Origin of the sequence: Acinetobacter sp. 251-1 (assembly GCF_030329305.1) — a bacterium.
In the GTDB taxonomy this organism is placed as follows: Bacteria; Pseudomonadota; Gammaproteobacteria; order Pseudomonadales; family Moraxellaceae; genus Acinetobacter; species Acinetobacter piscicola_A.
In genome coordinates this window covers 1-23778 of record NZ_JACANS010000009.1, presented here as the reverse complement: position 1 = coordinate 23778, position 23778 = coordinate 1, and the positions used below count along the sequence as shown (strand labels likewise).

22 protein-coding genes, 1 tRNA gene and 1 pseudogene are annotated in these 23778 nt (G+C 37.6%); 17 read left to right on the top strand and 7 right to left on the bottom strand.

Translation table 11 applies throughout. From position 1 onward, the window contains the following. The 10 genes and pseudogenes from HX129_RS08810 to HX129_RS08765 all read left to right on the top strand — a co-directional run bounded on the left by HX129_RS08810 (window position 1) and on the right by HX129_RS08765 (window position 9781). Window positions 1-76: transfer RNA gene (locus HX129_RS08810), tRNA-Met, on the top strand. Between the two features lie 223 nt (window positions 77-299). Beyond that, window positions 300-824: a ribosome maturation factor RimP gene (rimP, locus tag HX129_RS08805; RefSeq protein ID WP_130072256.1), complete on the top strand. Its 525-nt coding sequence runs from the start codon at window positions 300-302 to the stop codon at window positions 822-824. A gap of 40 nt (window positions 825-864) precedes the next feature. Continuing rightward, entirely contained in the window at window positions 865-2349 is a 1485-nt protein-coding gene (gene nusA, locus HX129_RS08800) for a transcription termination factor NusA (protein WP_286434879.1), read from the top strand. Between the two features lie 10 nt (window positions 2350-2359). Beyond that, a complete protein-coding gene (gene infB / locus HX129_RS08795; RefSeq protein ID WP_130072254.1) occupies window positions 2360-5068 on the top strand; it encodes a translation initiation factor IF-2 in 2709 nt (902 codons plus the stop codon). After that, entirely contained in the window at window positions 5068-5472 is a 405-nt protein-coding gene (locus HX129_RS08790; protein ID WP_174493872.1) for a ribosome-binding factor A, read from the top strand. The genes infB and HX129_RS08790 overlap by 1 nt, the downstream gene beginning before the upstream one ends. Before the next feature lie 178 nt (window positions 5473-5650). Then, window positions 5651-6238 (top strand): LemA family protein, encoded by a 588-nt coding sequence (locus tag HX129_RS08785; protein ID WP_130072490.1) that lies wholly within the window; start codon window positions 5651-5653, stop codon window positions 6236-6238. 66 nt (window positions 6239-6304) lie between these two features. After that, a complete protein-coding gene (locus tag HX129_RS08780) occupies window positions 6305-7354 on the top strand; it encodes a TPM domain-containing protein (RefSeq protein WP_286434921.1) in 1050 nt (349 codons plus the stop codon). Continuing rightward, a complete protein-coding gene (locus tag HX129_RS08775; RefSeq protein WP_286436162.1) occupies window positions 7348-7908 on the top strand; it encodes a TPM domain-containing protein in 561 nt (186 codons plus the stop codon). The genes HX129_RS08780 and HX129_RS08775 overlap by 7 nt, the downstream gene beginning before the upstream one ends. A gap of 320 nt (window positions 7909-8228) precedes the next feature. Next, a pseudogene (locus HX129_RS08770) lies at window positions 8229-8770 on the top strand (hypothetical protein). Window positions 8771-8995: 225 nt separating this feature from the next. Continuing rightward, on the top strand, window positions 8996-9781 hold the full coding sequence (locus HX129_RS08765; protein WP_286436160.1) for a hypothetical protein: 786 nt from the start codon (window positions 8996-8998) through the stop codon (window positions 9779-9781). 62 nt (window positions 9782-9843) lie between these two features. On the opposite strand, the gene HX129_RS08760 is transcribed toward HX129_RS08765, so the two are convergent. Continuing rightward, a complete protein-coding gene (locus HX129_RS08760; protein WP_286436159.1) occupies window positions 9844-10110 on the bottom strand; it encodes a hypothetical protein in 267 nt (88 codons plus the stop codon). A gap of 162 nt (window positions 10111-10272) precedes the next feature. Between HX129_RS08760 and HX129_RS08755 the strand changes: the two genes are divergently transcribed. Further along, window positions 10273-10500: a helix-turn-helix domain-containing protein gene (locus HX129_RS08755; RefSeq protein ID WP_286436158.1), complete on the top strand. Its 228-nt coding sequence runs from the start codon at window positions 10273-10275 to the stop codon at window positions 10498-10500. 15 nt (window positions 10501-10515) lie between these two features. On the opposite strand, the gene HX129_RS08750 is transcribed toward HX129_RS08755, so the two are convergent. Continuing rightward, window positions 10516-11514 (bottom strand): Arc family DNA-binding protein, encoded by a 999-nt coding sequence (locus HX129_RS08750; protein WP_286436157.1) that lies wholly within the window; start codon window positions 11512-11514, stop codon window positions 10516-10518. 114 nt (window positions 11515-11628) lie between these two features. On the opposite strand from HX129_RS08750, the gene HX129_RS08745 reads away from it, so the two are divergent. The 5 genes from HX129_RS08745 to HX129_RS08725 all read left to right on the top strand — a co-directional run bounded on the left by HX129_RS08745 (window position 11629) and on the right by HX129_RS08725 (window position 17720). Then, on the top strand, window positions 11629-11778 hold the full coding sequence (locus HX129_RS08745; RefSeq protein ID WP_286436156.1) for an Arc family DNA-binding protein: 150 nt from the start codon (window positions 11629-11631) through the stop codon (window positions 11776-11778). Window positions 11779-11944: 166 nt separating this feature from the next. Next, window positions 11945-13372, top strand: a complete 1428-nt coding sequence (locus HX129_RS08740) for a tyrosine-type recombinase/integrase (protein ID WP_286436155.1) — start codon at window positions 11945-11947, stop codon at window positions 13370-13372. Then, window positions 13369-15306 (top strand): hypothetical protein, encoded by a 1938-nt coding sequence (locus HX129_RS08735; protein ID WP_286436154.1) that lies wholly within the window; start codon window positions 13369-13371, stop codon window positions 15304-15306. Before HX129_RS08740 ends, HX129_RS08735 begins: the two co-directional genes overlap by 4 nt. Then, complete coding sequence (locus tag HX129_RS08730; protein ID WP_286436153.1) at window positions 15303-17360, top strand: hypothetical protein; 2058 nt, start codon at window positions 15303-15305, stop codon at window positions 17358-17360. Before HX129_RS08735 ends, HX129_RS08730 begins: the two co-directional genes overlap by 4 nt. Before the next feature lie 3 nt (window positions 17361-17363). After that, on the top strand, window positions 17364-17720 hold the full coding sequence (locus tag HX129_RS08725; protein ID WP_286436152.1) for a hypothetical protein: 357 nt from the start codon (window positions 17364-17366) through the stop codon (window positions 17718-17720). A 31-nt stretch (window positions 17721-17751) separates the two neighbouring features. Here HX129_RS08725 and tfpZ read toward each other — a convergent pair whose 3' ends face one another. The 5 genes from tfpZ to HX129_RS08700 are packed head-to-tail and all read right to left on the bottom strand — an operon-like array spanning window position 17752 to window position 22762. Then, complete coding sequence (tfpZ, locus tag HX129_RS08720) at window positions 17752-18486, bottom strand: TfpX/TfpZ family type IV pilin accessory protein (protein ID WP_286436151.1); 735 nt, start codon at window positions 18484-18486, stop codon at window positions 17752-17754. Then, window positions 18486-20009, bottom strand: a complete 1524-nt coding sequence (locus HX129_RS08715) for a spermine/spermidine synthase domain-containing protein (protein WP_286436150.1) — start codon at window positions 20007-20009, stop codon at window positions 18486-18488. Before HX129_RS08715 ends, tfpZ begins: the two co-directional genes overlap by 1 nt. A gap of 1 nt (window position 20010) precedes the next feature. Next, complete coding sequence (locus tag HX129_RS08710; protein ID WP_286436148.1) at window positions 20011-20616, bottom strand: fused MFS/spermidine synthase; 606 nt, start codon at window positions 20614-20616, stop codon at window positions 20011-20013. Then, window positions 20613-22268, bottom strand: coding sequence for a phosphoethanolamine transferase (locus tag HX129_RS08705; RefSeq protein ID WP_286436146.1), 1656 nt, complete (start codon window positions 22266-22268; stop codon window positions 20613-20615). The genes HX129_RS08710 and HX129_RS08705 overlap by 4 nt, the downstream gene beginning before the upstream one ends. A 47-nt stretch (window positions 22269-22315) precedes the next feature. Next, a complete protein-coding gene (locus tag HX129_RS08700) occupies window positions 22316-22762 on the bottom strand; it encodes a pilin (protein WP_502872674.1) in 447 nt (148 codons plus the stop codon). 348 nt (window positions 22763-23110) lie between these two features. Between HX129_RS08700 and HX129_RS08695 the strand changes: the two genes are divergently transcribed. After that, window positions 23111-23497, top strand: coding sequence for a pilin (locus HX129_RS08695; RefSeq protein ID WP_286434866.1), 387 nt, complete (start codon window positions 23111-23113; stop codon window positions 23495-23497). Window positions 23498-23778 lie beyond the last annotated feature (281 nt).

Below are 23778 nucleotides of genomic sequence, written 5' to 3'. Positions count from 1 at the left end.
GCGGGATGGAGCAGTCTGGTAGCTCGTCGGGCTCATAACCCGAAGGTCGTTGGTTCAAATCCAGCTCCCGCTACCAAGTTTCTAAAAAGGGCTCACAGATAGGTGGGTCTTTTTGCATAATGGGCTAAGGTTTATTATGTGATAATAGGGGCGAATTTCGCCCTTTTTTATTGGCTATCGTGTAGTGTCGATGTGAGCCGTATAGGCAAAGTTAAAGTGTCATGTTTCACTACTACTATAGTGTGTATGGGTCTGTGGTGGTCATTTCGACCATGAATCGCACAAAATGACGAGAGTAAATGAAGCTATCAAATAAAACTCAAGCACTTCAAGATTTAATTGCTCCTGCGGTGCAAGCTTGTGATGTGGAATTGTGGGGAATTGAATTTTTACCTCAAGGTAAACGTTCATTACTCCGTATCTATATTGACAAAGAAGTTGATAAAAATGCTGAACCTGTCATCAATGAAGATGGTGAGGTTGAGTTGGGTCAAGGTATTGGCGTACAAGATTGTGTACGTGTGACTCAGCAAGTGGGTGCAATGCTAGATGTACATGACCCAATTTCGGGTGAATATGCATTGGAAGTATCATCTCCAGGTTGGGATCGTCCTTTTTTTGAACTGAAACAAATGTCTCAATATGTTGGTCAACAAGTTGCATTACGTTTAATCGCAGCTGTAGAAAACCGTCGTAAATTCCAAGCAAAGCTTGTATCTGTTGATCTTGAAAATGAAATGATTCAAGTTGAAGTTGAAAAACAACAAATCTTGGAAATTGACAGTAACAATATCGACAAAGCCAATTTAATCTATCAAGACTAAATTAATTTTAACGAATAAGAATTTGAATAGTAGGTGACTTATGGGCCGTGAAATTCTTACCGTTGCAGAGACGGTTAGTAATGAAAAAGGTGTTAGTCGTGAAGCGATCTTTGAAGCACTTGAGCAAGCACTTGTAGCTGCAACAAAGAAAAAATTCTACGAAGGCACAAATTCTGAAGAAGCACGTTTACGTGTAGAAATTGATCGTAAAACAGGTGAATACAGTACTTTCCGTCAATGGGAAGTTGTAGCTGATGAAGATCATGAAATGCCAGCATGCCAAGATGCAATTTCTGATGTTGATCCTGCAAAATGGTCAATTGGTGATATTCGTGAGCTCGAAGTACCTTCTATCGAGTTTGGTCGTATCGCTGCACAAATTGCAAAACAAGTGATTGTGCAAAAAATCCGTGAAGCGGAACGTGCATTAATTGCAGATGCATACGAGTCAAAAGTGGGTGAATTGATCTACGGTGAAGTGAAAAAACAAACCAAAGATGGCTTCATTATTGACTTAGGTGATAATGCAGAAGCATATTTAGCACGTGAAGAAATGATCCATAAAGAAATTCTTCGTCCTAAACAACGTGTAAATGCCATTTTATACAGCGTGAATAAAGAAGGTCGTGGTGCACAATTATTATTGTCACGTGCAAAACCTGAAATGTTAATGGCATTGATGAAAAAAGAAATTCCTGAAATTTCTGAAGAAATCATTGAAATTAAAGCTGCTGCACGTCAACCCGGTGTTCGTGCTAAAATTGCAGTGAAAACTAACGATCATCGTATTGATCCAGTAGGTGCTTGTATTGGTATGCGTGGTACACGTATTCAAGCCGTACAACAAGAACTCAATGGTGAGCGTATTGATGTCGTGGTTTGGTCTGATGATCCAGCACAATATATTGCAAGCGCATTAGAACCTGCGGATGTATCAGGTATTGTGATTGACGAAGAAGAACGTACAGCAGATATTATTTTTGCAACCAGTGATCAACTTGCACGTGCAATTGGTTCACAAGGTCAAAATGTTCGTTTGGCTTCAGAACTCACAGGTTATAAGCTGAATATGATGCTTGAAGATGAGTATCGTGCTCGTCAACAAAATGAAGCTCAACAATATTTAGACATGTTTGTAAGCCGTCTTGATATTGAAGAAGATCTTGCAATTGCGTTAGTGGAAATGGGCTTTACTTCGCTTGAAGAAATTGCTTATGTTCCTGCTGAAACATTTGATGAGATTGAACTTGATGCTGAGCTTGTGGAAATGTTGCAAAGTCGTGCGAAAGAAGCGGCTTTGGCAGATGCATTGAAACAGCAAGAAAATATTCAAGAGCCAAGTCAAGAACTTCTAGAAATGGAAGGAGTGACTTCTGAAATTGCTTATGCTTTGGCGGCTCGTGGGGTTATTACAGTCGATGATTTGGCTGATCAGGCAACTGACGATATCGCAGATATTGAAGGTTTGGATGCTGAGAAAGCGGGTCAACTCATTATGAAAGCGCGTGAATCATGGTTTAACTAGGAGGTAATACATGACGGATAAGTCAATTAAAGAGTTAGCGGTCAGTGTAGGACTTCCTGTTGAAAAGCTCCTTGATCAGGTGCGTGAAGCTGGATTGCCACAGAAGAAAGCTGAAGACAAGATTACAACAGAACAGCAAAGTGCCCTTGTCGACCATTTGAAAAAATCACATGGTCAAGATGCGGGTAACGCAGGAAAAATCACGTTGAAACGTAAAACGACTAGTACTGCTAAAGTAGCAAGTACATCGGGTAAGGCGAAAACGATTAATGTAGAAGTACGTAAAAAGCATACTTTTACTAAGCCAGATCCAGAACAAATCAAAGCTGAGGCACTAGCAAAAGCGCAAGCGGAAGCAAAAGTTGCAGCGACACAGAAATCTAAGGTTGATGCACCTGTAAAAGAGCAAGAGAAATCTGAAAGCTCTGCAAAAGCGAATTTGGAAAAAATGCGTGCTGCTGCAAAACAGCAAACAGCTGCAAAAGAAACACCAAAAGCGGCGGTGGTGGTTAAGCGTAAATCTACGAATAAGCCAATTACCAAAGCAACCGTGAAAACGATTGAAACACCTGAACAGAAAAAAGCACGTGAAGCTGAGGCTGCAAAACTTAAAGCAGCTGAAGAAAATGCACGTCGTAAGGCAGCAGAAGAGGCGCAACAACGTACGCTAGAACAAATGCGTAAAATGGCGTCTAAATATTCAAATGAAGATACCACAGCAACCATTCGCGTTGTTGATGACTCTCCATTAGCAGCAGGTTTAGTGGGTCAAGCCTACGAAGACTCGTTTGCGAAAGAAGACCGTGAAATTAAACGTGGTACCAACACGAATAATCCACGTGGTCAAAAGAAAGGTGGTCGTCGTGGTCAAGAAGAGCAATCTTTCAGCCATAATCCACATAAACGTGGCTTAAAAACAAGCCAAGCCAATAAACATGGTTTTGAAAAACCTGTTAAAAAGCAAGTTTATGATGTTGAAATTGGTGAAACGATTGTGGTTGCTGACTTGGCTGCGAAAATGGCAGTTAAAGTCCGTGAAGTGATTAAATCACTCATGAAAATGGGTGAATTGGTTACGCAAAACCAAGCGATTGACCAAGAAATTGCTGCACTTGTCGTAGAAGAAATGGGTCATAACCCCGTATTGATTTCTGATACACAAGCGGAAGATAACTTACTTGAAGCGGCAGAAGAAGCACGTGGTGCGCAAACAACACGCCCTCCTGTCGTGACAATCATGGGTCACGTTGACCATGGTAAAACATCGTTACTTGACCGCATTCGTCGTGCTAAAGTTGCGCAAGGCGAAGCAGGTGGTATTACTCAGCATATTGGTGCTTATCACGTTAAAACAGAGAAAGGCATTATTACTTTCTTAGATACACCGGGACACGCTGCATTTACTGCAATGCGTTCACGTGGTGCGAAAGCGACAGATATCGTTGTACTTGTTGTTGCAGCAGATGATGGTGTGATGCCACAAACTGCGGAAGCAATTGATCATGCACGTGCAGCAGGTACGCCAATTATTGTTGCTATCAACAAGATGGATAAAGAATCTGCAGATCCAGACCGCGTATTAAACGAATTAACCACCAAAGAAATCGTACCTGAACAATGGGGCGGTGATGTACCTGTTGCAATGGTTTCAGCACACTCTGGTCAAGGTATTGATGAACTTCTTGACCTCATTTCAATTCAAGCTGAATTGTTAGAATTGAAAGCATCTGAAGAAGGTGCGGCGCAAGGTGTTGTAATCGAAGCACGTGTTGATAAAGGTCGTGGTGCAGTAACTTCTATTCTTGTACAAAATGGTACATTGAATGTAGGTGACTTAGTACTTGCGGGTGCATCTTATGGTCGTGTTCGTGCAATGACCGATGAAAATGGTCAACGTATTAAATCTGCGGGTCCTTCAATTCCAGTTGAAATCTTGGGTCTTCCTGAGGCACCAATGGCGGGTGATGAAGTTCTTGTGGTTGACGATGAGAAGAAAGCACGTGAAGTTGCTGAAGCTCGTTTGGATCGTGAACGTCAAAAACGTCTTGAACGTCAATCTGCAATGCGTCTTGAAAACCTTATGGCTTCAATGGGTAAAAAAGATGTGCCGATTGTCAATGTTGTATTGAAAACAGACGTACGTGGTACATTGGAAGCATTGATTGTTGCGCTTTCTGAATTGTCTACAGACGAAGTAAAAGTTCGTGTAATCAGTTCAGGTGTGGGTGCGATCACTGAATCTGACGTAATTCTTGCTGAATCTTCAGAAGCGGTTTTACTGGGCTTTAACGTTCGTGCTGATAACACTGCACGTCAAAAAGCAGATGCTGATGACATCGACATTCGTTACTACAGCGTAATCTATCAATTGATCGATGACGTGAAAGCTGCGATGAGCGGTAAACTTGCACCAGAACATCGTGAAACGATTCTGGGTGTGGCTGAAGTACGTGAAGTCTTCCATTCAAGTAAATTCGGTGCAGCTGCAGGTTGTATGGTACTTGAAGGTGTATTACACCGTAATAAACCGATTCGTGTCCTTCGTGATGACGTGGTTGTATTCCAAGGCGAACTTGAATCTTTACGTCGTTATAAAGACGTGGTTGAAGAAGTTCGTGCAGGTATGGAATGTGGTCTTGCAGTCAAAGGCTATAAAGACATCAAACCACAAGACAAGATCGAAGTGTATGATGTTCAACTCATTAAACGGAGTCTTTAATGGCGGGTAGTCAGCGTCTTAAGCGTATGGCAGATACAGTTCAGAGAGAACTCTCTGAACTCATTCGTCAAGAGCTGAAAGATCCACGCTTAGGTGGTCTTGTGACCATCTCAGCGGTGAAAGTCAGCCCAGACTTAGGGTATGCAGAAGTTTACGTGACTGTAATGGGGCGTGAATTAGGTGATGAACAAAGTGAAGCGGCAAATAAAGAAACTTTAGAAGTATTAAATAAAGCTTCTGGTTTCTTGCGCCATGAGTTAGGTCATCGCATTAAAACACGAATTACACCCCGTTTGCGTTTTCACTATGACAAAACCAATGCATATGGTAACTATATGTTTGGTCTGATCGCAGAAGCTGTGAAGGATTTACCTCCTTCAGAAGAAAAGAAAGATGATGAATAAAACATCTTAATCAGAGCCACCTTCGGGTGGCTTTTTGATTTTCAAGCAATTTAAAATATAAAAATGAATAAATAAAATAAATGTTCTGATATACCAAAAATGAACATAAATCGATTTTAAAAGCAGCTAATATGCTTTTAACTGAACAATTACAAATAAATACTTGAGGGTACACATGATGAATCCAATGAAAAAGGCTGCATTAGCATTAACATTAGCAAGTACATTAGCATTCTCAGGCTGTGGCTATAACACTTTGCAAGCAAAAGATGAATCTGTCACTGCTGCTTGGTCAGAAGTGGAAAACCAATATCAACGCCGTGCGGACTTAGTGCCAAATCTTGTAAATGTCGTTAAAGGTTATGCTAAACATGAAGAGCAAGTGCTAACAGAAGTGACACAAGCACGTGCCAACGTTGCAGGCTTAAAAGTGGATAAAGAAGTTTTAAATGATCCAGAACTCTTTAAAAAATATCAAGAAGCGCAATCGCAAATGACAGGTGCATTATCACGCTTACTTGCTGTGACTGAAAACTATCCCGACCTCAAAGCCAATGAGCAATTCCGTGATTTGCAAGTACAGCTTGAAGGGACAGAAAACCGAATCAGTACCGCACGTACACGTTATGTAGAAACGGTGCAAGATTACAACACCTACGTACGTCAGTTCCCACAGGCAATGACTGCAAAAGTGATTGGTATGAAAACAAAACCTAACTTTAGTGCAGAAGCAGGTGCTGCCAAAGCTCCAACTGTAAATTTCTAAAAGCATCAAAATTGAAAATACAGTGAGAAAACTATGATTGAAATGTGCAAATATATTCATCGTAAAATGAAAGCAGTTTTTATACTGTTGGTCTGCACGTTGCTATTTGCTTTTCAATCGTTAACGTGGGCGGAGGTGGCGACCGCAACGGACAGCGTTGAAGATGCTGTGGTGATGGGGAAAGTGATTCAAAATCAAAACTCCACACCATCTAATCCACCTCAGCCAAATCAACAACCAACAACGAATACACAACAAAATACTGCACCGACTGTTGCCAATGATATGGCAGCAGGGCAAGGCACGCGTCAATTACCTACACTCAATCAACCTGTTATTGACCAAGCGAATATTCTTTCTGCCAGTGAAAAGCAAAATTTAGAAGCGCAAATTCGTAATCTGCACAATCAAGGTAAAGCACAAATTGGCGTGATTATTGTACCGACTACGGGCAATGAAGGTATTTTTGATTTTGCGATGCGTGTAGCGGAGCAGTGGAAATTGGGTTCTGCCAAACAGGACAATGGCTTATTGATTGCAGTTGCCGTGAATGACCGTAAAATTCATATTGCTACAGGTTATGGTTTAGAAGGTGTATTGCCTGATATTATAGTTAGCCGAATTATTCGAAATCAAATCACACCTTATTTTAAACAAGGGCAATATGGGCAGGGTATTCAAGCAGGTGTGACGGAAATTGAAAGAGTTTTAAATTTAGATCCAGAAATTGCAAAGCAAGCTGCGGATGAGTTAAAAGCACGTCAAGATCAAGCCATTCAAGAACAAGAAGCCAAAGATCGCACCATGACCACAGCGATGATTATTTTAATTATTGGTATTTTTGCTTCCTTTATTATTGGTAATCGTTTGAGTGCCTCAGTTGCAGGGGTAACTGCATTTGCTGCAGGTTTGATTTATGGGTCAGGGATTTTGATGAGCCTTGTATTAGGTTTTGGGATTTTCTTTTTACTCATCACTTCTTTAGCACAGCTTATTTTCCAAATGTTCCTGTCAGGTGGTGGGCGAGGTGGAAGTGGCGGCGGCTTCGGTGGCGGTGGAGGATATAGCGGCGGCGGTGGCGGCTTTGGTGGGGGAGGTGCTTCAGGCTCATGGTAAGTAAAACAGATACAACACAAATCGTCACAGAACCAAAACTACAGCAGCATGTAGCACCGAGTTTTGCACGTTGGCTTAAGCATTTTTTTTATATGCCTGCATCGAAGCGATATTTCTCTAAAACTGATCAAATGGCGATTGCAGAGGCGGTTAAACAAGCAGAGCAAGGACATGTCGGTGAGATCCAAGTTGTGATCGAAGGTCATATTCCAAGTCATCAAGCCTATCATCAGGATACTCGCTTACGTGTACAGCAACTTTTTGCTGAACTTGGGGTATGGGACACTGAAAAGAACAGTGGGATATTACTGTACTTAAACTTGTGTGAGCAAAAAGTAGAAATTGTGGTCGATCGTGGTATTAAAAATGCGACTGAGCAACAGGTTTGGCAAAAGATATGTGACCAAATGATCATGCAATTAAAAGCAAAACGCCATAGAAGTGCAGTGGTAGAGGGTGTTATAAGTATAGGTAATATATTGAATCTATATTATAAAAAAACAGATTTACAAGATGATAACGAGCTTTCGAATCATCCCATTATTTTAAATTAATAATGGCTGAGATTAAGTGACACAAAGTGTCACTTTTTTACATAAAGACACTTAAAAAGAACAGAAGTAAAAATTGTTGTTGTAAAAAAAGCCAAACTCGATAAGAATAGCAAAGTGTTAAATGGTTGGCGTTTTATCACTTTGGGGTTAGAGCGCAAACTACAATTGATTTTATAAAAAATTAAAATATTGGAGAAATGTTATGAACGCTCAAAAAGGTTTTACCTTAATCGATACTCCATAAGTGTCCATATAAAATGAACATTCCATAAGTAAGTATATATGGACATCATAGAATAAACGTCAGACCCGTTCTCGCTATGAAGCAGAAATATTCCTTTGCTCTTCTTTTTTTTCTTCCTACATTGATCCATGCACAAGCGTTAGGCTTAAATCAATATTCAGATATTTCATCAATTACGCAAATTGCTTCAAATCAAAAAATTCAAACAGAACTTCAAAAGTTGTTAAAGCATGATTATCAAAAATTTCAATCTCATTTTGAGCATTACGCAGCGCCTTATTTGTTGAGAATAGATGAGGCTTTGTATTATGAGGGGCGGTCTGCATCCAGTTTAGATGCTTCATCAGCGATTATTTTTGAAGATGGTCGATTGTTTGCTGCCATTTATTCTTCTACAACTAAGACATTAAAATACTTTAGCAATGATGCGAGTTGCTCAGAACAGTTACATCCTGCGATTCAAATCTTTGCTCAACAGCGTGAAATTCAAAATATTGAGTATGAGCAAGAGTGGATAGCGCTTTAAAATATCATCTTGGTTTACCTGCTCAATGTGAGACTTATATAGAAAAACTAAAGAAAGGAAACTCAGGCTTTTTGAAAACTAAACCAAGATGAAAAACCTATAATGGCTCAATGGAAAGATAGCCACACCACCAGTTAAAACACATTTTTTCTACTTTTTAGAATATCTAGGGTAGTACTTTGCAATATTCCAAATGCCCGTTTTCATTTAGTAGAGGATACGGGCATTATATTGCTAATGCTATACATAACTTGCACAAATTATGTTGTGTAACGTATGTAACAATTTGAAATTGTTAGAAAATGGGATAACTAAAAATGCAACCGACTGAATTAAAACAATTACCAGACTGGTTATTAGAACAGCTACCCCAAATGACTGAACCAGCAATTTTATCACTGCGAGATACGAAACTTGTCGTTACTTACCCCGATCGTACAGAAACAATTCATGAGAGCTTAAAAGACGTACAATACCAGATCCATCATGTCAAACCGATAGATTTACAGATTCTACCAGAGATTTATCAATATTTTGGTGAGGATAAAGAACATGGTGGCCTATTTTTTAAAACCTCTGAGCATTTTTCTAGTCGTTTGTCTTCCTATACCGATCAAAATAAATTTGAGCATTTACAGTCTGCTTTACAGACTGCCTTTGAAAATGAGCAAGCATATCTCGCAAATCCAATGGACTTTTTAACTGCTTATCATTTTATTGATACACACCCAGCTTTTTGGACGGTTACGGGCGACTTACCATCATGGCACTGGAATACATGGGGACATTGTCAAAATGTGTATCACGGTGCATATAATGATGAAGGTGATGGAAGGTTAGTGATTTATTTAGAGACTGGCTCGCATCTCAATAAAGTAGAAGATGGTGGTAAATTATACCAAGAACATTATCATGACTATCGTTTAGATGTTTGGGCAGATACGTTTGAACAGGCATTTATCAAGTTGGCAGCAATGGTGTATAAGTTTTTTGACCATCAAGGCATCGAACGTCCAGATGTGCCACATATAAAACCAGCGTGGGTTCTGGAGCTACAAGAGACAATGACAGAATTTAAAAAATGGAAAGAGGAGGAATTGTGAGATTACCACAAGAGGGTCAGCTAAAAATTAAGGGAGATATTTGATATCTCCCTGTGTTTGTTTTATTCACTCAAGTTTGCAAACATAATTTTAGGAAAATTTTTCATGAAGTGGCGACGGACTTGGTTGAAATCGTTAAGATCATGTTGAATTTTCGAAAAATGATTCACCCAAGCTAAAACGGCATCTTGATCATTTAAATTGGGGTTTACATTTAGAAACAAAGCTAAATCAAATGTGCGGTCAATATTAAACTCTTTGATGAGTGCAACGGCAGTCGAACGGACTTCCTCCGAAACAGAGAATTTTGGGGAAAAGTAGTTATTCATCACTAAGACTCCTTGGAAACAATATATAATGATGTTTAAGAAGGTTAATTTGCTTCTTTAATATGTAAAGTAACCTGCTATAGGTTAAAATTAGCATAAGAAAAACTTCTTATCAAGTTAAAATAACCTATTATAGGTTAAAATATTGTTTTGTGGGTTGTTATGATTAGATGTAGATTATCCGCTTTGATGGGCGAACGCAAAATTTTGAAGCTAAGTGATGTAGCACATGCCACAGGTATTAACCGTAATACCTTGACGAGTCTGTATTATGACCGTGCGATTCGGATAGAACTTTCTGTTGCAGATACGTTGTGTAAATATTTTAATTGCACTATGCAGGACTTGTTTGAATATTCTACTGAACCTGAAAAAAGGGATGACATTTAGTAGTCATCCCTTTCTTTAGAGCTGAATAGGATGCTTTAGATACAATTCAGGATCATTCCAAATCGTTTGAATATATTCGTTGTCTTTGAAATCACGTAATACTCTTGCTCTTAATTCGTCGAAACCATTCCAATAATCTAAAGTTCTATCAGGAAGTTTATCTGCTAAATCATCTACCCAAGGAATATGATGTAGTTTTTCTACAATTGTTAAGGGATGAACTGTTCCAGACAAAATAAGTTTAAACTGCTCTTCTGAAAGAAGATGGCTATATACATTCACCTTGGTTTTGTAGTATCGCAACAGTACTTTTGTCAATAAGCAAAAATATAACAATGAGTTATATCCACCAACACCATTTACATCACTGATATGGTATGGGGGATAAAAAGTCTCAACTGCGTAATTTTCATAAATTTTAACAATAATTAATTGCCCTGCTTCTGATAATTCGCGAATAAATTTTATTTCTTTCACTTTTGATGCAGATAAAAATTCATTACTTGGGTTTGAACCTAAGAGCAGCTTTATATCTTGATCTAAATACTCATTTAAACGTATGTGTTGAATATCATATGGAGTCTGTTTACCAAAGAGTAACCAGTTTGGATTTGCTGAAGTATGTTGCGCTATTTTTTCCAATTGTCCGAAGGTGGGTTCTAGCTCAGCTCTAAACCAAGCTTCAGCTTCATCGGCCGTATCTTCATTGACCTCGAAAGCCAATTCAGCAATTGTAAACTCTCTGAAATGATGAATTTTTTTTAATTCACTTAATATGAAATTTAAACGCTCAGCTACCACTTTTTTTCGTTCTGTGGGTGAGCGTGATCGCAGAAATTTTTCAACGATTTTTGCAGCTTCAACTTGAATATTGTCATTCATAACGAATGAATCATAAAGCCGAGAAGTTGCTTCAGCATTAATGGAGCGTTGATTGGCTTTCGCAGCATCATCCACTTTATTTTTTAACTCTTCTGGAATCCGAAGGTTAAATTGAATGTCTTTTTTACCCATATATTTCACAAATAGTAAAAAATTTAATACTAGCATTATGCTATAAAAAAAGAGTTGACATAAGTGATAGCATATTGCTATGTTAGCAATATGCTAATAATTGATTAATTGCATATGAAACAAATAAATTTACGCTTACCCATAGATTTAGTTTCTTGGGTTAAACAAACAGCAAAGCAAAGACATCAGTCAATGAATGCTTTTTTTATTACGGAATTGGAACGCTTAAGAAAGGAGGAGCAGAGTCAATTGACAAAAAAGTAATTATTTTCACTCGGCAAAAAGTATAAAAGCCCATGTTGGTGGCATGAGCTCTTATAGATTGTCTTGATTGGTGTCCAGACAATCCCATTTTGATGAATAGGTGCATTTTTGTCAATCCTATCTCAAGGTCGCTTTTTGCCTGTTTTTAATAAACAGGAGGCTCAAAATGAGCATTAAACTTAAAAATGGTCAGTCACGTTACCAGTCTAAAGCCAAAGTCGTGACCATCAAAAAATTTCAATTATTGAGGTTGGCTAAGGCAAACCATTGTTTAAATGATGCCGAGTTTGAAAATTATGGTGATGCGTACCTTGAATTTCCTGTGATTATCCAGGGAGATGGCAGCCCTTCTGAAATTTTTAATCTGTATTTGCTGAAAAAACTCGAGCAAACAATACAGTACGATTTTAAAACCTTTGCATCTATTGCACATCAGCTTGTTGATTTTCAGCGCTTTTTAGAAGATGAACAGCTGGATTGCTTGAAGTTTCATAAGCTAAAACAGTTGAATGCGATTTTTCAATATCGTACTCGTCTGATTGAGCAGACGAATGCAGGTCTAATTTCAGCCAGTTCTGCACGTGGTCGAATTAATGCAGTGGTGAATTTTTATCGCTTTCTTGTCACAGAAGATTTGGTTGATCATCAGCGTTATGGCATACCGTTTAAAGATGTATACAAATATATTGCGGTAGATAATGAATTTGGCGCACGTAGAAAAATGGCAATTAAGTCGCATGATCTTGCGATTCATGTTCCAGCCAAAGCACCGAATCCTGAAACGATTGCGGATGATGGTGAATTATGCCCTCTCAGCGTTGAATCGCAAACAGTCATATTAAAAGCACTGCTAAAATCATCACGTGAATATCAGCTGATATTCTATCTTGCCTTATTCACGGGCGCTCGCTTACAAACCATTTGCACTCTACGAATCAAAAACTTAATTGGTCGTAAGCCCGATAGTCAGGGTTTTATCCGTTTGCCTGTTGGGTCGGGTACGGGCATTGATACCAAATTTCAAAAGCCCATGACGCTACTCATCCCGAATTGGTTAGCACAAGATCTTAAAATTTATATCAACAGTGAGCAAGTACGTCTGCGTAGACAGAAGTCTAGCTATGGCGACTCGGATGAAAACTATGTGTTTCTCACCAAACTGGGCACACCTTTCTATACCAGCAAAGCTGAGCAGCAAGAGCTAATCGAAAAGATCAAAGCCTCTGATTCGTTTGGGGCGAGGCTTAAACTCTATGAAGGTGAAGCGGTGCGTAGTTATTTAAAAGTCGTGCTATTACCCGAGATTCGTTTGATTGATCCTAAATTTCCAAGTTTTAAATTCCATGATTTACGTGCCAGTTTTGGGATGAATTTGCTTGAAAGCCAGTTGCAACACCTGCCTGAGGGGCATTCAGCTATGACAGCGGTCGAATATGTGCAAGCTAGGATGGGGCATCGCAATATTAGTACGACTTTGCAGTATTTGAACTATAAATCACGCTTGCAATGGCGCAATAAAATTCAGCATGAGTATGAGTCTAGCTTGATGAAATACGTCAACTCTTCTGTGAATTTAGCAGGAGATTTGTCATGAATTTTATTCGTATGCCATTGTTGGTAAATATCACAGATATTCATAAACAAATTACTGAGCATGAGCATCTCATACTCGTGCTCAAAGATAAAACAGCTTCATTTTCTTTTAGAACTTTAGATATCGGTACATTCTTTTTTGCTAAAAGAGCATGTTCTTCCGATATATCCGACAATGAGCTTGTTGCATCTTTTGATGAAAAAAGACGCTATTTTTTAAAATGTTTTACCGATTATCTACTGCAAATGGATGGATCGGATCTATCAAAAGGGTTGTTCTATTCCATTATCAAAATATTTTTGGATTGGATTGATCAGCAAAAGAAAAATTTTGATTTATCCGATAAGGACAGCATGATCGATGCCTATCGTCGTTACAGTAAATATTTAGTGGATCGGACTTTGCTTGCGGACATTGATGATGATAATTTGGCTGCGCATACTGCAAAGCAGTATCAGCGTTATGTAGCCAAACTAATCGCCTATGTATTTGATTGTCATGAAATTGATATTGTCAGTCAAGCAATGCAAGTACAGTCGCAGCGTTATGATGTTCCTGTTTTACCGATTGCACAGGAGGATCATCAAAAGACGTATGCGACTTTGTTGAATGTATTTTCGGAAATCCATCGTATCGTTGTACAGGAGGGTAACTTTCCCGCACATTTTCAATCCGTGGATCAGGAAGAGTTCTACTTTTACTCAGGCTTTCATCATCAAACTGAAAAACAACATATTCAGTTTGAGATGCACAGCTATTTATCTAAATATTCGGCTATTCCCGATTTCTCAAAAATGCTGGTGGATTTCGGGCTTGCTGAGGATAGTGAACATCGAAAGCGTTTACGTGAAAATCGTAATCAAGCGATCCGTAAGCTTGAAGAACGTAATAAAGATAAACGACATACGGAGCGAGAGCGACTTGCCTCCTATGGTCTTTGCATCGGCATGTTGTTATTTATTACCCAGACGGGGGCTAATTTAGACACTGCTCAACAGTTACAACTCGATACGATGGAAATCCTACCAAGTACCCAAGGACGAAGATTCTCTGGTACAAAAAGCCGTGCTGGCGGGAAAGAAGTTCGGCCTGAATTTGGGGTGACATTTGAACCTGTTTTTAGACAAATTTTAGAACTTCGAGCATGGTATATCCAAGATGAATCTTGTGATTTTGTCTTTCCGAAACGTAATGAAATTCAAAAACTTGCATCGATTGGGACTGCTAAGTTGCAATTACTCAGAAGTTTTTTACAACGCATTTTTCCTCAAATGGTCTGGATTACACCACAACAGTGGCGTAAGCATAAAAGCGGCCAAACTGTTGAGTTAAGTGATGGTGATCTACTGCTTGAAGCAGAAGTTATGGGTCACTCACTCGATACAGCAAGAAATAATTATGCACGTACGTCATTCAAAGATGCAGCTCAGCAAATTTCACAGTTTTTTAATGAGCTGAGAGAAGTTGCTGTCGCACAAACTCGAACGCTTGAACGAATTACGGTGCAAACGCTAGATGAGCCTGTTGATGTTCAGACCTTGCCTGTCGGTGCATGTGTGACAGCAACGCCCCAGCCTGAAAAAGCACTTGGTTTTACCGCACAAGCGCCAACCCCAAACTGCCAGCAATTTGAGCACTGTTTATTTTGCCAACACTATGCAGTCCATGCCGATGATGCTGATATTCGTAAGCTTTTATCACTGAAAAGTCTACTTGCTTATGTCAAACAAAAAGCCACGGATTTGATCAAATGGGAACAGCAACTCGGTGTTGTGCTACACCGAATTGATGAAGTACTTAATGATTTATCAAACACTTATGAAAATTTACGTGACCGTATTTTTTCAATTCAAGAAGAAGTAGAAAGCGGTGATTTAGATGCCTATTGGCTCAATCATTTTGAATTATTACTTGATTTGGGATGGATCGCATGAGTTCATTCAATTCGTATTTATATGCCAGTGGCGTTGCTGAGCAGTTTTTACCCGATGAATATCGGTTGCAGAATCATCAGCTGATTGTTCCAGCCTCTTTTGTATTGTCTCGAATGAAAAGCGGTGCAACATTATCGGTTTATGCAGACAATGTTTGGGATCTTTCACCCTATTTACCGAAGTGCCACTGTCGCCTGAATTTTGATAGCTGGCTTGAAAATGCTCGTGAAGATGATTTTCTCTTCTGTCAAATACGTGCAGAAATGAAAAAAATCATCTTTGCGTTATTGTACGTTAAAACTGGTAAGTCGATTATTAAAAGTATTCAACAGCGCCATACTGTTTTACGTCAGTTTGCACGACTTGCATACAAGAATGGTTGTACGTTGCAGCAGTTATTTGGTGATGGCGCTTATCTATCGAAAGTTAATGATGCTTATGCTGGCGTGAGCTATTCAACTGCCTTGTGCATCAAAGCATTTTTAACCGATTGTTTTACTCTGCAACAGCAGTATCCTTTATTAATCCCTGCCTTTAGTACCTATCAACCGATTGAGCATTTAGCGAAGTTAGCGGCTCAACTCAGGTTGCAGTCAAATAAAGTCGGTCCACAAACCAAGGTTATTCCTTCACGGCTTTATATGGCTTTAATTAATGCTTTAGCAGATCAATTGAATGAGTTTAATCAAAATGCACCTGCGTTGTTGCAATGGTTTCAACGTACTCAGCAGGATGCCAATTTTGCCTTGATGCCTGTTGAGTTTAGACGTGCTAAACGTGCAATAAGTTTCAACGATGCTCGTGATTTGCTGGGTTTAACTCAGCTTTTTGAAAATCATCAGATTAAAAAGCATTCAAATCTGACCCGTTATATGACGTTGATTCAAGGCATGGCCAAACTTTGGATTCATCTATTTACAGGTATGCGGGACAACGAAGTCAATCAACTGTCTTATGACTGCTATCAAACGATTCAGAGCAATGAGCATCTTGTGCATGTGCTGATAGGTTATACTTCAAAATTACACGGTGGTGGTAATAAATCCACCTACTGGATCAGCTTTGAAGATATTCAAATCGGAGTGAATGCTGCACAAAGCATTGGTGAGATTTATGCTTTGCTCAGTCCACATTACGATTTTTCTAATCCTCGTGAATATCCCTTATTTCCAACAAGATATTTACAAAAACCTCGGCATAAAAATAATCAAAATATTGAGCATAAAACGGATTTTATTTCTAATTATGAAGGTGCGCCGACACGGACGCATTCAAACTTTAATGTCTATCGTCAGCATCTTCTAGAAAAGTTGGGAGATGAACTACGAATCACTGAAAGCGATATAGCTGAGCTGGAAGCATTCGATGGCTTCCGCAACTGGCGAGAAGAAAAGGACTGTCAAATTGGTAAATATTGGAATATTTGCACCCATCAATTCAGACGTTCTTTGGCAGTCTATGGTGCACGTTCAGGCGTTATTGGGCTAGGGGCTTTATCTGTGCAATATAAGCATTTAACCGAAGCGATGACGCTATATTATCGAGAAAACTCAGTATTTGCCCCGAATATTTTAGCCAGTGAGAGTCAGAAAGAGTTAATCCAAGAGCTAGAATATCAGAGGTTGGTGCATTCCTACACCCAGTTTGAGGAAGGCGTAATCAGTACTTCTAGTAAGCTCTTTGGCGGTGCAGGAACTTATTTACAGTTGCAAAAAGACCGTGAGCAATTGCTGAAAGTTTTTCCCAACCGTGATGAAACCATTAAGCGTATGAAAAAAGGTGAAATTGCCTATAAGCCTAGCTTGTTTGGTGCATGTACCAATCCTGATTCTTGCGAAAAAATTTCTTTTACTGCAATTACCAGTTGTTTGAGTTGTGCCCATGCAATTTTTGATGCCGAAAGTGCCGATAAAATGCAAAAAGCACTACAACGATTACGACGAGTGCGGGATGAACAAGCGCAGGATGGATTGCTATATAGACAAATGGACAGCGACATTATGGCTTTAAACAATACCATTCAAAAAATTCGAACGATCAATCTTGAGGGTTAAAGTATGAGTGCAGTGAATGAATATTATGCCGCTTTGGAGCGTTTAAAGGCCAATAAACCGACTGTCCTGCCCAAAGGTTCTGCCATTAATAATGACACCGTGGCGCTTGAAGCAGGGCGTAAGCGGGGTTCGATTAAGAAGAGCCGTTATGCCGCACTGGTAGAGGCGATTGAACTGGCTGCGCAGGAAGCAGGGCAAAATGTTCTTTCGCCTACACAGCGGATTGAGCAGGCAAAAAAACGTACCAAAGCTGTCAAGTCTGACTATGAACAACTTCAGGAAGATTATGAAAAATTATTGGAAAAGTGTAATTCGCTGTTGCTGGAGAATTTTGAATTAAGAATAAATTCAAATAACTAGCTTAGAAAGCTACTAAAATTAGTGGCTTTTTTTATTTCCATGGTCGCAAATCGACAATTTTTATCACTTCACCTGTATTTTTATCCAGTAAAACCGTCATATCCACTGCACTGGCTTTGAGCGGTACAAAAGCGTTGGCTTGTGGGTATTGCGCCAAAATACGTTGTAGTTGTTTTTCATCATTAAAATTTTTTAAGATATCTAAACTTTGTGCATGTGTTTTGATTTGTGGTACAACCTTAGATAATGCAACATAGCGCTCAGGTTTTTGTGCAAGCGAAATCCCATTCAGGGCTTCGGCAAACATATCATCATTACGCGTTTGACTATCTTTAGCAAATTCAACCCCGACATATTGCGGTTTAAACCATGATGGATGTTGATATTGCGCTAAGGCTTTTTCTATATTTTCATCAATAATTTCATTTTTTCGTACCAGTTCAAAACGATCAACAGTGTAGGCAATCCATACAGGACGACCTTGTTCGATACTGTATATGCCATAACCTAATGCAGAGAGCTGTAACAGAATGATCACTGTTAAATCCATTTTGAGTGTTTTTTTGCCCTCTTTATAGACGATAAAACCTAAAATAGGGCCAACCGTCACATCAATTGCCAACATCATCAGGAAGATTTGTGTCACACCGACAGCGGTTGCCAATGGTGATGGATACCAAATAAAAAAGACCAATCCCACCACCAATAAGGCAATGAGTAATGAGATAGACAAATGGCTCAGGAAAAATTTTAGACGTTTTGACATTAGAAGCCCTTCCCATATTTATATTCGGTAATCATATTGTCATCAGTAATTACTTCAGGTGGATGATATGGAAACTGGGATAAATCCATTTCTGCATATGCTGTTAATGGCGTTTTTAAAATAATGTCTGCTGCGGATGAACATTCATCAATATCTTTAAAAATAGGCGTTTGAGTTGAATGTCGCACCAATTTACATAATTGTGTTTGTATATATTCATGATTTGGCAATGAAATGGGTTGCATTGCATTGAGTACCATAAATTTATATTCATACACATTAGGAAAAACTTGATTTGCAGTATAGTATGCATCTATAGATTGAGTTGTGTTGTAAAACAGAATACCATCATTTTTCATTCTGGGTTTTAGCATAATTAAAAAATCCTGACTTAATAAGTTGGATGCATATGCACGCCAATACCATGTCGTATTCATTAAAATAATGTCATATTTTTTCTCTGTGTGCTTTTTTACCCATTTTCGACCATCGTCAAAAATAATCTCAATACGTTTATCTTTGAGTATATCCGATACAATTGGGTCTGTTTTAATGAGATCAATATAAGCAGGATTAATTTCAATCACAGTAATTTTTTTCAAGTTTGGCATCATGCTTAAAACTTTGACCCATGACCCCGTACTTAGTCCAATCACCAAAATTTCTTGTGCATCAGGTTTGAGTACAGGCAGTAGGTAAGCGCGATCAATGCCGTTAGAATTATGAAAAATATTGGTATTGAGCTTTCCATCATAGACATTTGCTCCGTATACCACACGATCTTTTCCTTGATCATAGACTTGGATAAAACCATGTTTATTTTCAAAAATTTGGCTTGGATAGGCACTTAGTTGTGGATTTAAATAATCTTCTTTTTTTGAAAATTCATAAAAAATTTTCTCTGGAATCAACATAAGCAATAGTGTAATAACGCTTAAAGAAATGCATACATATTTTAATTTTCCTGAATTTAAACACAGCACCGCAATAATAATTGTAAAAAAACAAATCAATAGATAAACTTGCTGAGTATTCAAATAATCCAATGCAATAAAACTAATTAAAATCGGGGCTAAAGCACTACCAAAGACATTTGAAAAATAGACATTCGAGATTTGTGAACCTGTTTTTGCTTGTGCTGTTCCCACATGATGAATCAATGGAAAAATAATTCCACGGACGCTGGCACAAATAAACACACATAAACCAAGAAATAAGATAGAGATATCAAAGTTCTTGGTAAATACATATACTAAGGCGATGAGAATAATATCAACCATCGCCGCAAGCATAAAAATTTTACCCAAAACCCACATTTGCACATATGTGTTTTTTTTACAAATAGATTTACCTATGGATGCACCACAGGCAATCCCCATTAAAAATAATGCAAGTGTATATGAAAATGTTTGTGGAACTGTCATTCCAGCAAAAGAAATCAAACGCATCCAAATAATTTCTTGGGCTAAACTTAAAAATCCACTAAAAAAAGATACAATATAAATCAGATGATTATTTTTCATATTATTTTCTACCATACGCAATAAAGACTAAAAAAGAAATGCCGAGGTTGAGCATTGCTGCAATATAGATCGTATGGGATAAGGTAAAATGATTAAAAAGGATAAACCCCGTTGCTAATGCACCAAAAGCTGCACCAAGTGTATTATAGAAATAAAGTTGACCAATGGAGTCACCAATATTTTGAATATGTTGATTAAAAAAACTGGTTAATAATGGCAAAGTTGTTCCCATTAGAAATGTAGGGAATAATAATAGAATAAAACTACCCAATGCTGTCATCACCAAGTTGGCATGAATCAACATATCTTGTAAGTTTAGAATTAAATGATGACTCAATAAACCAAAACAACCAATACCCAATTCAATCAAGCAAAATAAGATAATGATATTTTTAGAGAATTTATCTGCAATACGACCACCAAAAAATGCGCCTATACCCAATCCCGCCATAAAAACTGAAACAATGACGGTAATTGAAGTCAAATCAACTCCAAAACCTGTAAAAAGTAATCGTTGCCAACAGACTTGATAAATCAATGCACTCAACCCTGAAATAAAAAAGATTGCAGCTAAGTTAGAGAGCATTTTTTGCTGGGTTTGGTTCATTTAATGTCCTTACAGATTTTATCATATTGGGCTGAGTCAAAATTTTTCCCACCTAAAACTAGTCGTGGATAATCTTTAAATGGGCTGAGTATACTTTTTTCTTCCGTATATTCAGGAATATGAATTTTAGCCGCCTGAACTAAGGTTGGGAAAATAGCCGTTTGATTAATTTTTCGGTCTTTATTTTGTATTAAGTATGCAATTTGGCTTGGATGCTGAGAAGCAAATAGATCTGAATACCATGCAAAACTCGCAATTTCAAGATTATGTTGAGTATCTAAACCATGTCCACTTTTCTCACAACCATGATCAAAAAGATCTTCACCATGATCAGAACTATAAAATAGAAAAGATTCTGCTTGTTTTTGTTGTTTTAATATTTCAATCATATTATTTAAAACATGATCAGTAAATAGAATCGAATTATCATAACTATTTACGAGTTTTTGTTTATATTTAAGTTCCTGTAAACTGTATTTTGATAGATCATTGAGTGATGGTCTGAAAATATCATATTCTTTTGGATAACGATGTGCATAGTTATAATGACTACCTAAGGTATGAATAACAATAAACTGTCTTTGCTCATTGGAATGGATAATTTTATTCAGCACTGGAATCAGCACATCATCATGTTCGCCTGCATCAGTATAATTGGCTTTATTTAAAAAAATCACTTGGTCTGCTTCTTTGGCATATACCGAGGTACTGGTATCAAAATTTCCAAATTGTTGCTGGGTAGACAGCCAATAGGTTCTAAATCCTGCTTCTTTGAATGCTGAAATAATAGACTTTTCTGGGAAATTATACGCATAAACTTGTTCTGCGGGTTTACGAGTCAAAATCATGGGCACAGCATTACGAGTTGCACTAGCAATTGCCAACATATTACTAAAATTGACCAAATTCTTTTGTTGACTTAATTGTGGATTAGTTGCCCGGCTATAGCCATTGAGCGACCAATTTGCTCTGCGACTAGTTTCACCAATAACCAATACATAGATTTGTTTTTGCGTACCGTCAAAATATGATGTTGCATTAAATTTAAAATTTGCATTGTGCTGAAAGGCTTGATTAATTTTTTTTTGTTCTTTATATAAATCATAAAATGAAATTAGCATACCGAATGGATAAGTTTGTTTTGCTTCTTGAAGAAAACTATTATTTTCTACAACCAAAAAGTTTTCTGAAAATTGTTGATTGATTTGGTTGCTTATTTTTTGATTTAAAAAAAACATTGAAATCAAATATATACTACCAATCACAAGAACCCAATAACGGCTAGAGTGTAACCAAACCACTGGTTTCTTAAAATTTAAATATAGAAAATAACATATAAAAATAACATATAAAAAATATAAAGTAAGATATATAGGAATTCTATTTCCAATAAATTGCGATGATTCTTCAATATTTGTTTCTAATATTATGCCTATAATATTTTCATCAGGCATATTTTGATAATAATAAATATAAAATATAACAACTGGAATCAGTAAAAAAAATAAAGCTAAACTCCATAAATACCGTGTTGAACGAATCAAAGAAAAAAGAACGATATTCAATAAGAAACTAAATAATAAAATATGAATATCTTGATTTAGTACAAATAGAATAAAATTAGGTAAACACAATAAAATTAAAGTAGCCATATTATAAAAAAGAGTCCTCATATGAGGACTCTCCTTTAGTCCATCAATTAAATTGAAGCAGAACAGCTTGCTGGACGATATTTTTCAGCAGCAGTTGTATGACAACGCCAAGAACCAGTAGCATCACGTACCCATGTTAAAGTAGACGGAGTTGCTTTTAAGGTTTGGGCAGCATTATTACCGAATGTTGCTACAATTGCAGTAGTTTCAGTTAACGCAGCACCATTATTACCATCACTATCAGCAGCAGCAGCATTAACTTCAATTGTTTGGATATTTGAAGTAGTAATACCGAGTGGACAATCGCCTACCGCAGTTTTGCCATCATTTAAACAAGTTTCAATTGCAGTTTTTACAGAACCTGCTTCTGACATTACACGACTCACTTGAGATTTAGCAATGTAGTTTTGGTATTGCGGAATCGCAATCGCAGCCAAAATACCGATAATCGCGACAACGATCATAAGTTCGATGAGCGTAAAGCCCTTCTGCATTGTATTCATAACATTCTCCAAATATATTTTATAATTTGTTTTTCAGCATTTGTTAAAGAAAATAATTCACTTTAAAAGGCTGAACTATTTGCTTGGTACAGTGTTATTTTTATTCAATGTAATCATACTTTCAAGAAAAATTTTAAAACTTATTTTTTAAGGTCAATTTAGTAAGAAAAGTGACAATTTCTGTCAGTTTGAGAATGTATTTTTGATATGGACATTAGCCGTTTTTTTGTCAATATAATAACTATGGCATATGGACATTGGATTAAATTGATAAAAGTGATTCAATTTAATGGCTTATATGTGTCCATATAAAAAGCACTTATGGAATGAATCGAGTTAATGATCGTTGTTGCGATTATTGGTATTTTGGCTGCGATTGCGATTCCTGCTTATCAAGATTATATTGCTCGTTCACAAGCATCTGAAGGTGTTTCGTTAGCTGGTGGTTTAAAGACAGAAGTTGCTGATAGTATGCAACAAGGACAATGTGGTACTCATAGCTTGGGTGGCAAATATGCAGAAAAAGTTTTAGTAAGCGGTAATGTAACTAGTACTGCTACTGGTGATACAGCAACTGGTTGTCAGATTACGATCACATATAAGAGCACTGGTGTTTCTAAGCAAATTCAAGGCCAAAACTTGGTGTTAAATGTACAAGGTAATGGTTCATTGAAAAAGTCTGGTGGTAACTTAGCAGATAAATATATTCCTAAAGGCGTTCTATAATTAAATAGAAATACGTTTGGAAGCATAAGCCCCTTCTTATAAGGGGCTTATGTTTTTATTATAAAATTTGCGAAGAAATTAAATGATTAATATAAAAAATAACCCATATTATTTATTTATTCTTATTATAATTATTGTAGGTTTAATTTATTTTCCTGGATTAAAAGGGGGGTTTTTATTTGATGATTTGCCTAATCTTGGTGATAGGCTTTGTTGCACAAAGATTTGAAATGCAAAGCGCCCCTAATTGATCCAAATTTAAGGCGTAACTTGGGTAAGTG

Bases quoted from the DNA above. Each gene is read 5' to 3' on its own strand.
- HX129_RS08695 (WP_286434866.1), top strand. From the start codon at position 23,111: ATGATCGTTGTTGCGATTATTGGTATTTTGGCTGCGATTGCGATTCCT.
- HX129_RS08705 (WP_286436146.1), bottom strand. From the start codon at position 22,268: ATGGCTACTTTAATTTTATTGTGTTTACCTAATTTTATTCTATTTGTA.
- HX129_RS08710 (WP_286436148.1), bottom strand. From the start codon at position 20,616: ATGAACCAAACCCAGCAAAAAATGCTCTCTAACTTAGCTGCAATCTTT.
- HX129_RS08715 (WP_286436150.1), bottom strand. From the start codon at position 20,009: ATGAAAAATAATCATCTGATTTATATTGTATCTTTTTTTAGTGGATTT.
- HX129_RS08740 (WP_286436155.1), top strand. From the start codon at position 11,945: ATGAGCATTAAACTTAAAAATGGTCAGTCACGTTACCAGTCTAAAGCC.
- nusA (WP_286434879.1), top strand. From the start codon at position 865: ATGGGCCGTGAAATTCTTACCGTTGCAGAGACGGTTAGTAATGAAAAA.
- HX129_RS08755 (WP_286436158.1), top strand. From the start codon at position 10,273: ATGATTAGATGTAGATTATCCGCTTTGATGGGCGAACGCAAAATTTTG.
- HX129_RS08700 (WP_502872674.1), bottom strand. From the start codon at position 22,762: ATGCAGAAGGGCTTTACGCTCATCGAACTTATGATCGTTGTCGCGATT.
- HX129_RS08750 (WP_286436157.1), bottom strand. From the start codon at position 11,514: ATGGGTAAAAAAGACATTCAATTTAACCTTCGGATTCCAGAAGAGTTA.
- infB (WP_130072254.1), top strand. From the start codon at position 2,360: ATGACGGATAAGTCAATTAAAGAGTTAGCGGTCAGTGTAGGACTTCCT.
- HX129_RS08735 (WP_286436154.1), top strand. From the start codon at position 13,369: ATGAATTTTATTCGTATGCCATTGTTGGTAAATATCACAGATATTCAT.
- HX129_RS08775 (WP_286436162.1), top strand. From the start codon at position 7,348: ATGGTAAGTAAAACAGATACAACACAAATCGTCACAGAACCAAAACTA.
- HX129_RS08725 (WP_286436152.1), top strand. From the start codon at position 17,364: ATGAGTGCAGTGAATGAATATTATGCCGCTTTGGAGCGTTTAAAGGCC.
- HX129_RS08760 (WP_286436159.1), bottom strand. From the start codon at position 10,110: ATGAATAACTACTTTTCCCCAAAATTCTCTGTTTCGGAGGAAGTCCGT.
- HX129_RS08765 (WP_286436160.1), top strand. From the start codon at position 8,996: ATGCAACCGACTGAATTAAAACAATTACCAGACTGGTTATTAGAACAG.
- HX129_RS08745 (WP_286436156.1), top strand. From the start codon at position 11,629: ATGAAACAAATAAATTTACGCTTACCCATAGATTTAGTTTCTTGGGTT.
- HX129_RS08785 (WP_130072490.1), top strand. From the start codon at position 5,651: ATGAATCCAATGAAAAAGGCTGCATTAGCATTAACATTAGCAAGTACA.
- HX129_RS08780 (WP_286434921.1), top strand. From the start codon at position 6,305: ATGAAAGCAGTTTTTATACTGTTGGTCTGCACGTTGCTATTTGCTTTT.
- rimP (WP_130072256.1), top strand. From the start codon at position 300: ATGAAGCTATCAAATAAAACTCAAGCACTTCAAGATTTAATTGCTCCT.
- HX129_RS08790 (WP_174493872.1), top strand. From the start codon at position 5,068: ATGGCGGGTAGTCAGCGTCTTAAGCGTATGGCAGATACAGTTCAGAGA.
- HX129_RS08730 (WP_286436153.1), top strand. From the start codon at position 15,303: ATGAGTTCATTCAATTCGTATTTATATGCCAGTGGCGTTGCTGAGCAG.
- tfpZ (WP_286436151.1), bottom strand. From the start codon at position 18,486: ATGTCAAAACGTCTAAAATTTTTCCTGAGCCATTTGTCTATCTCATTA.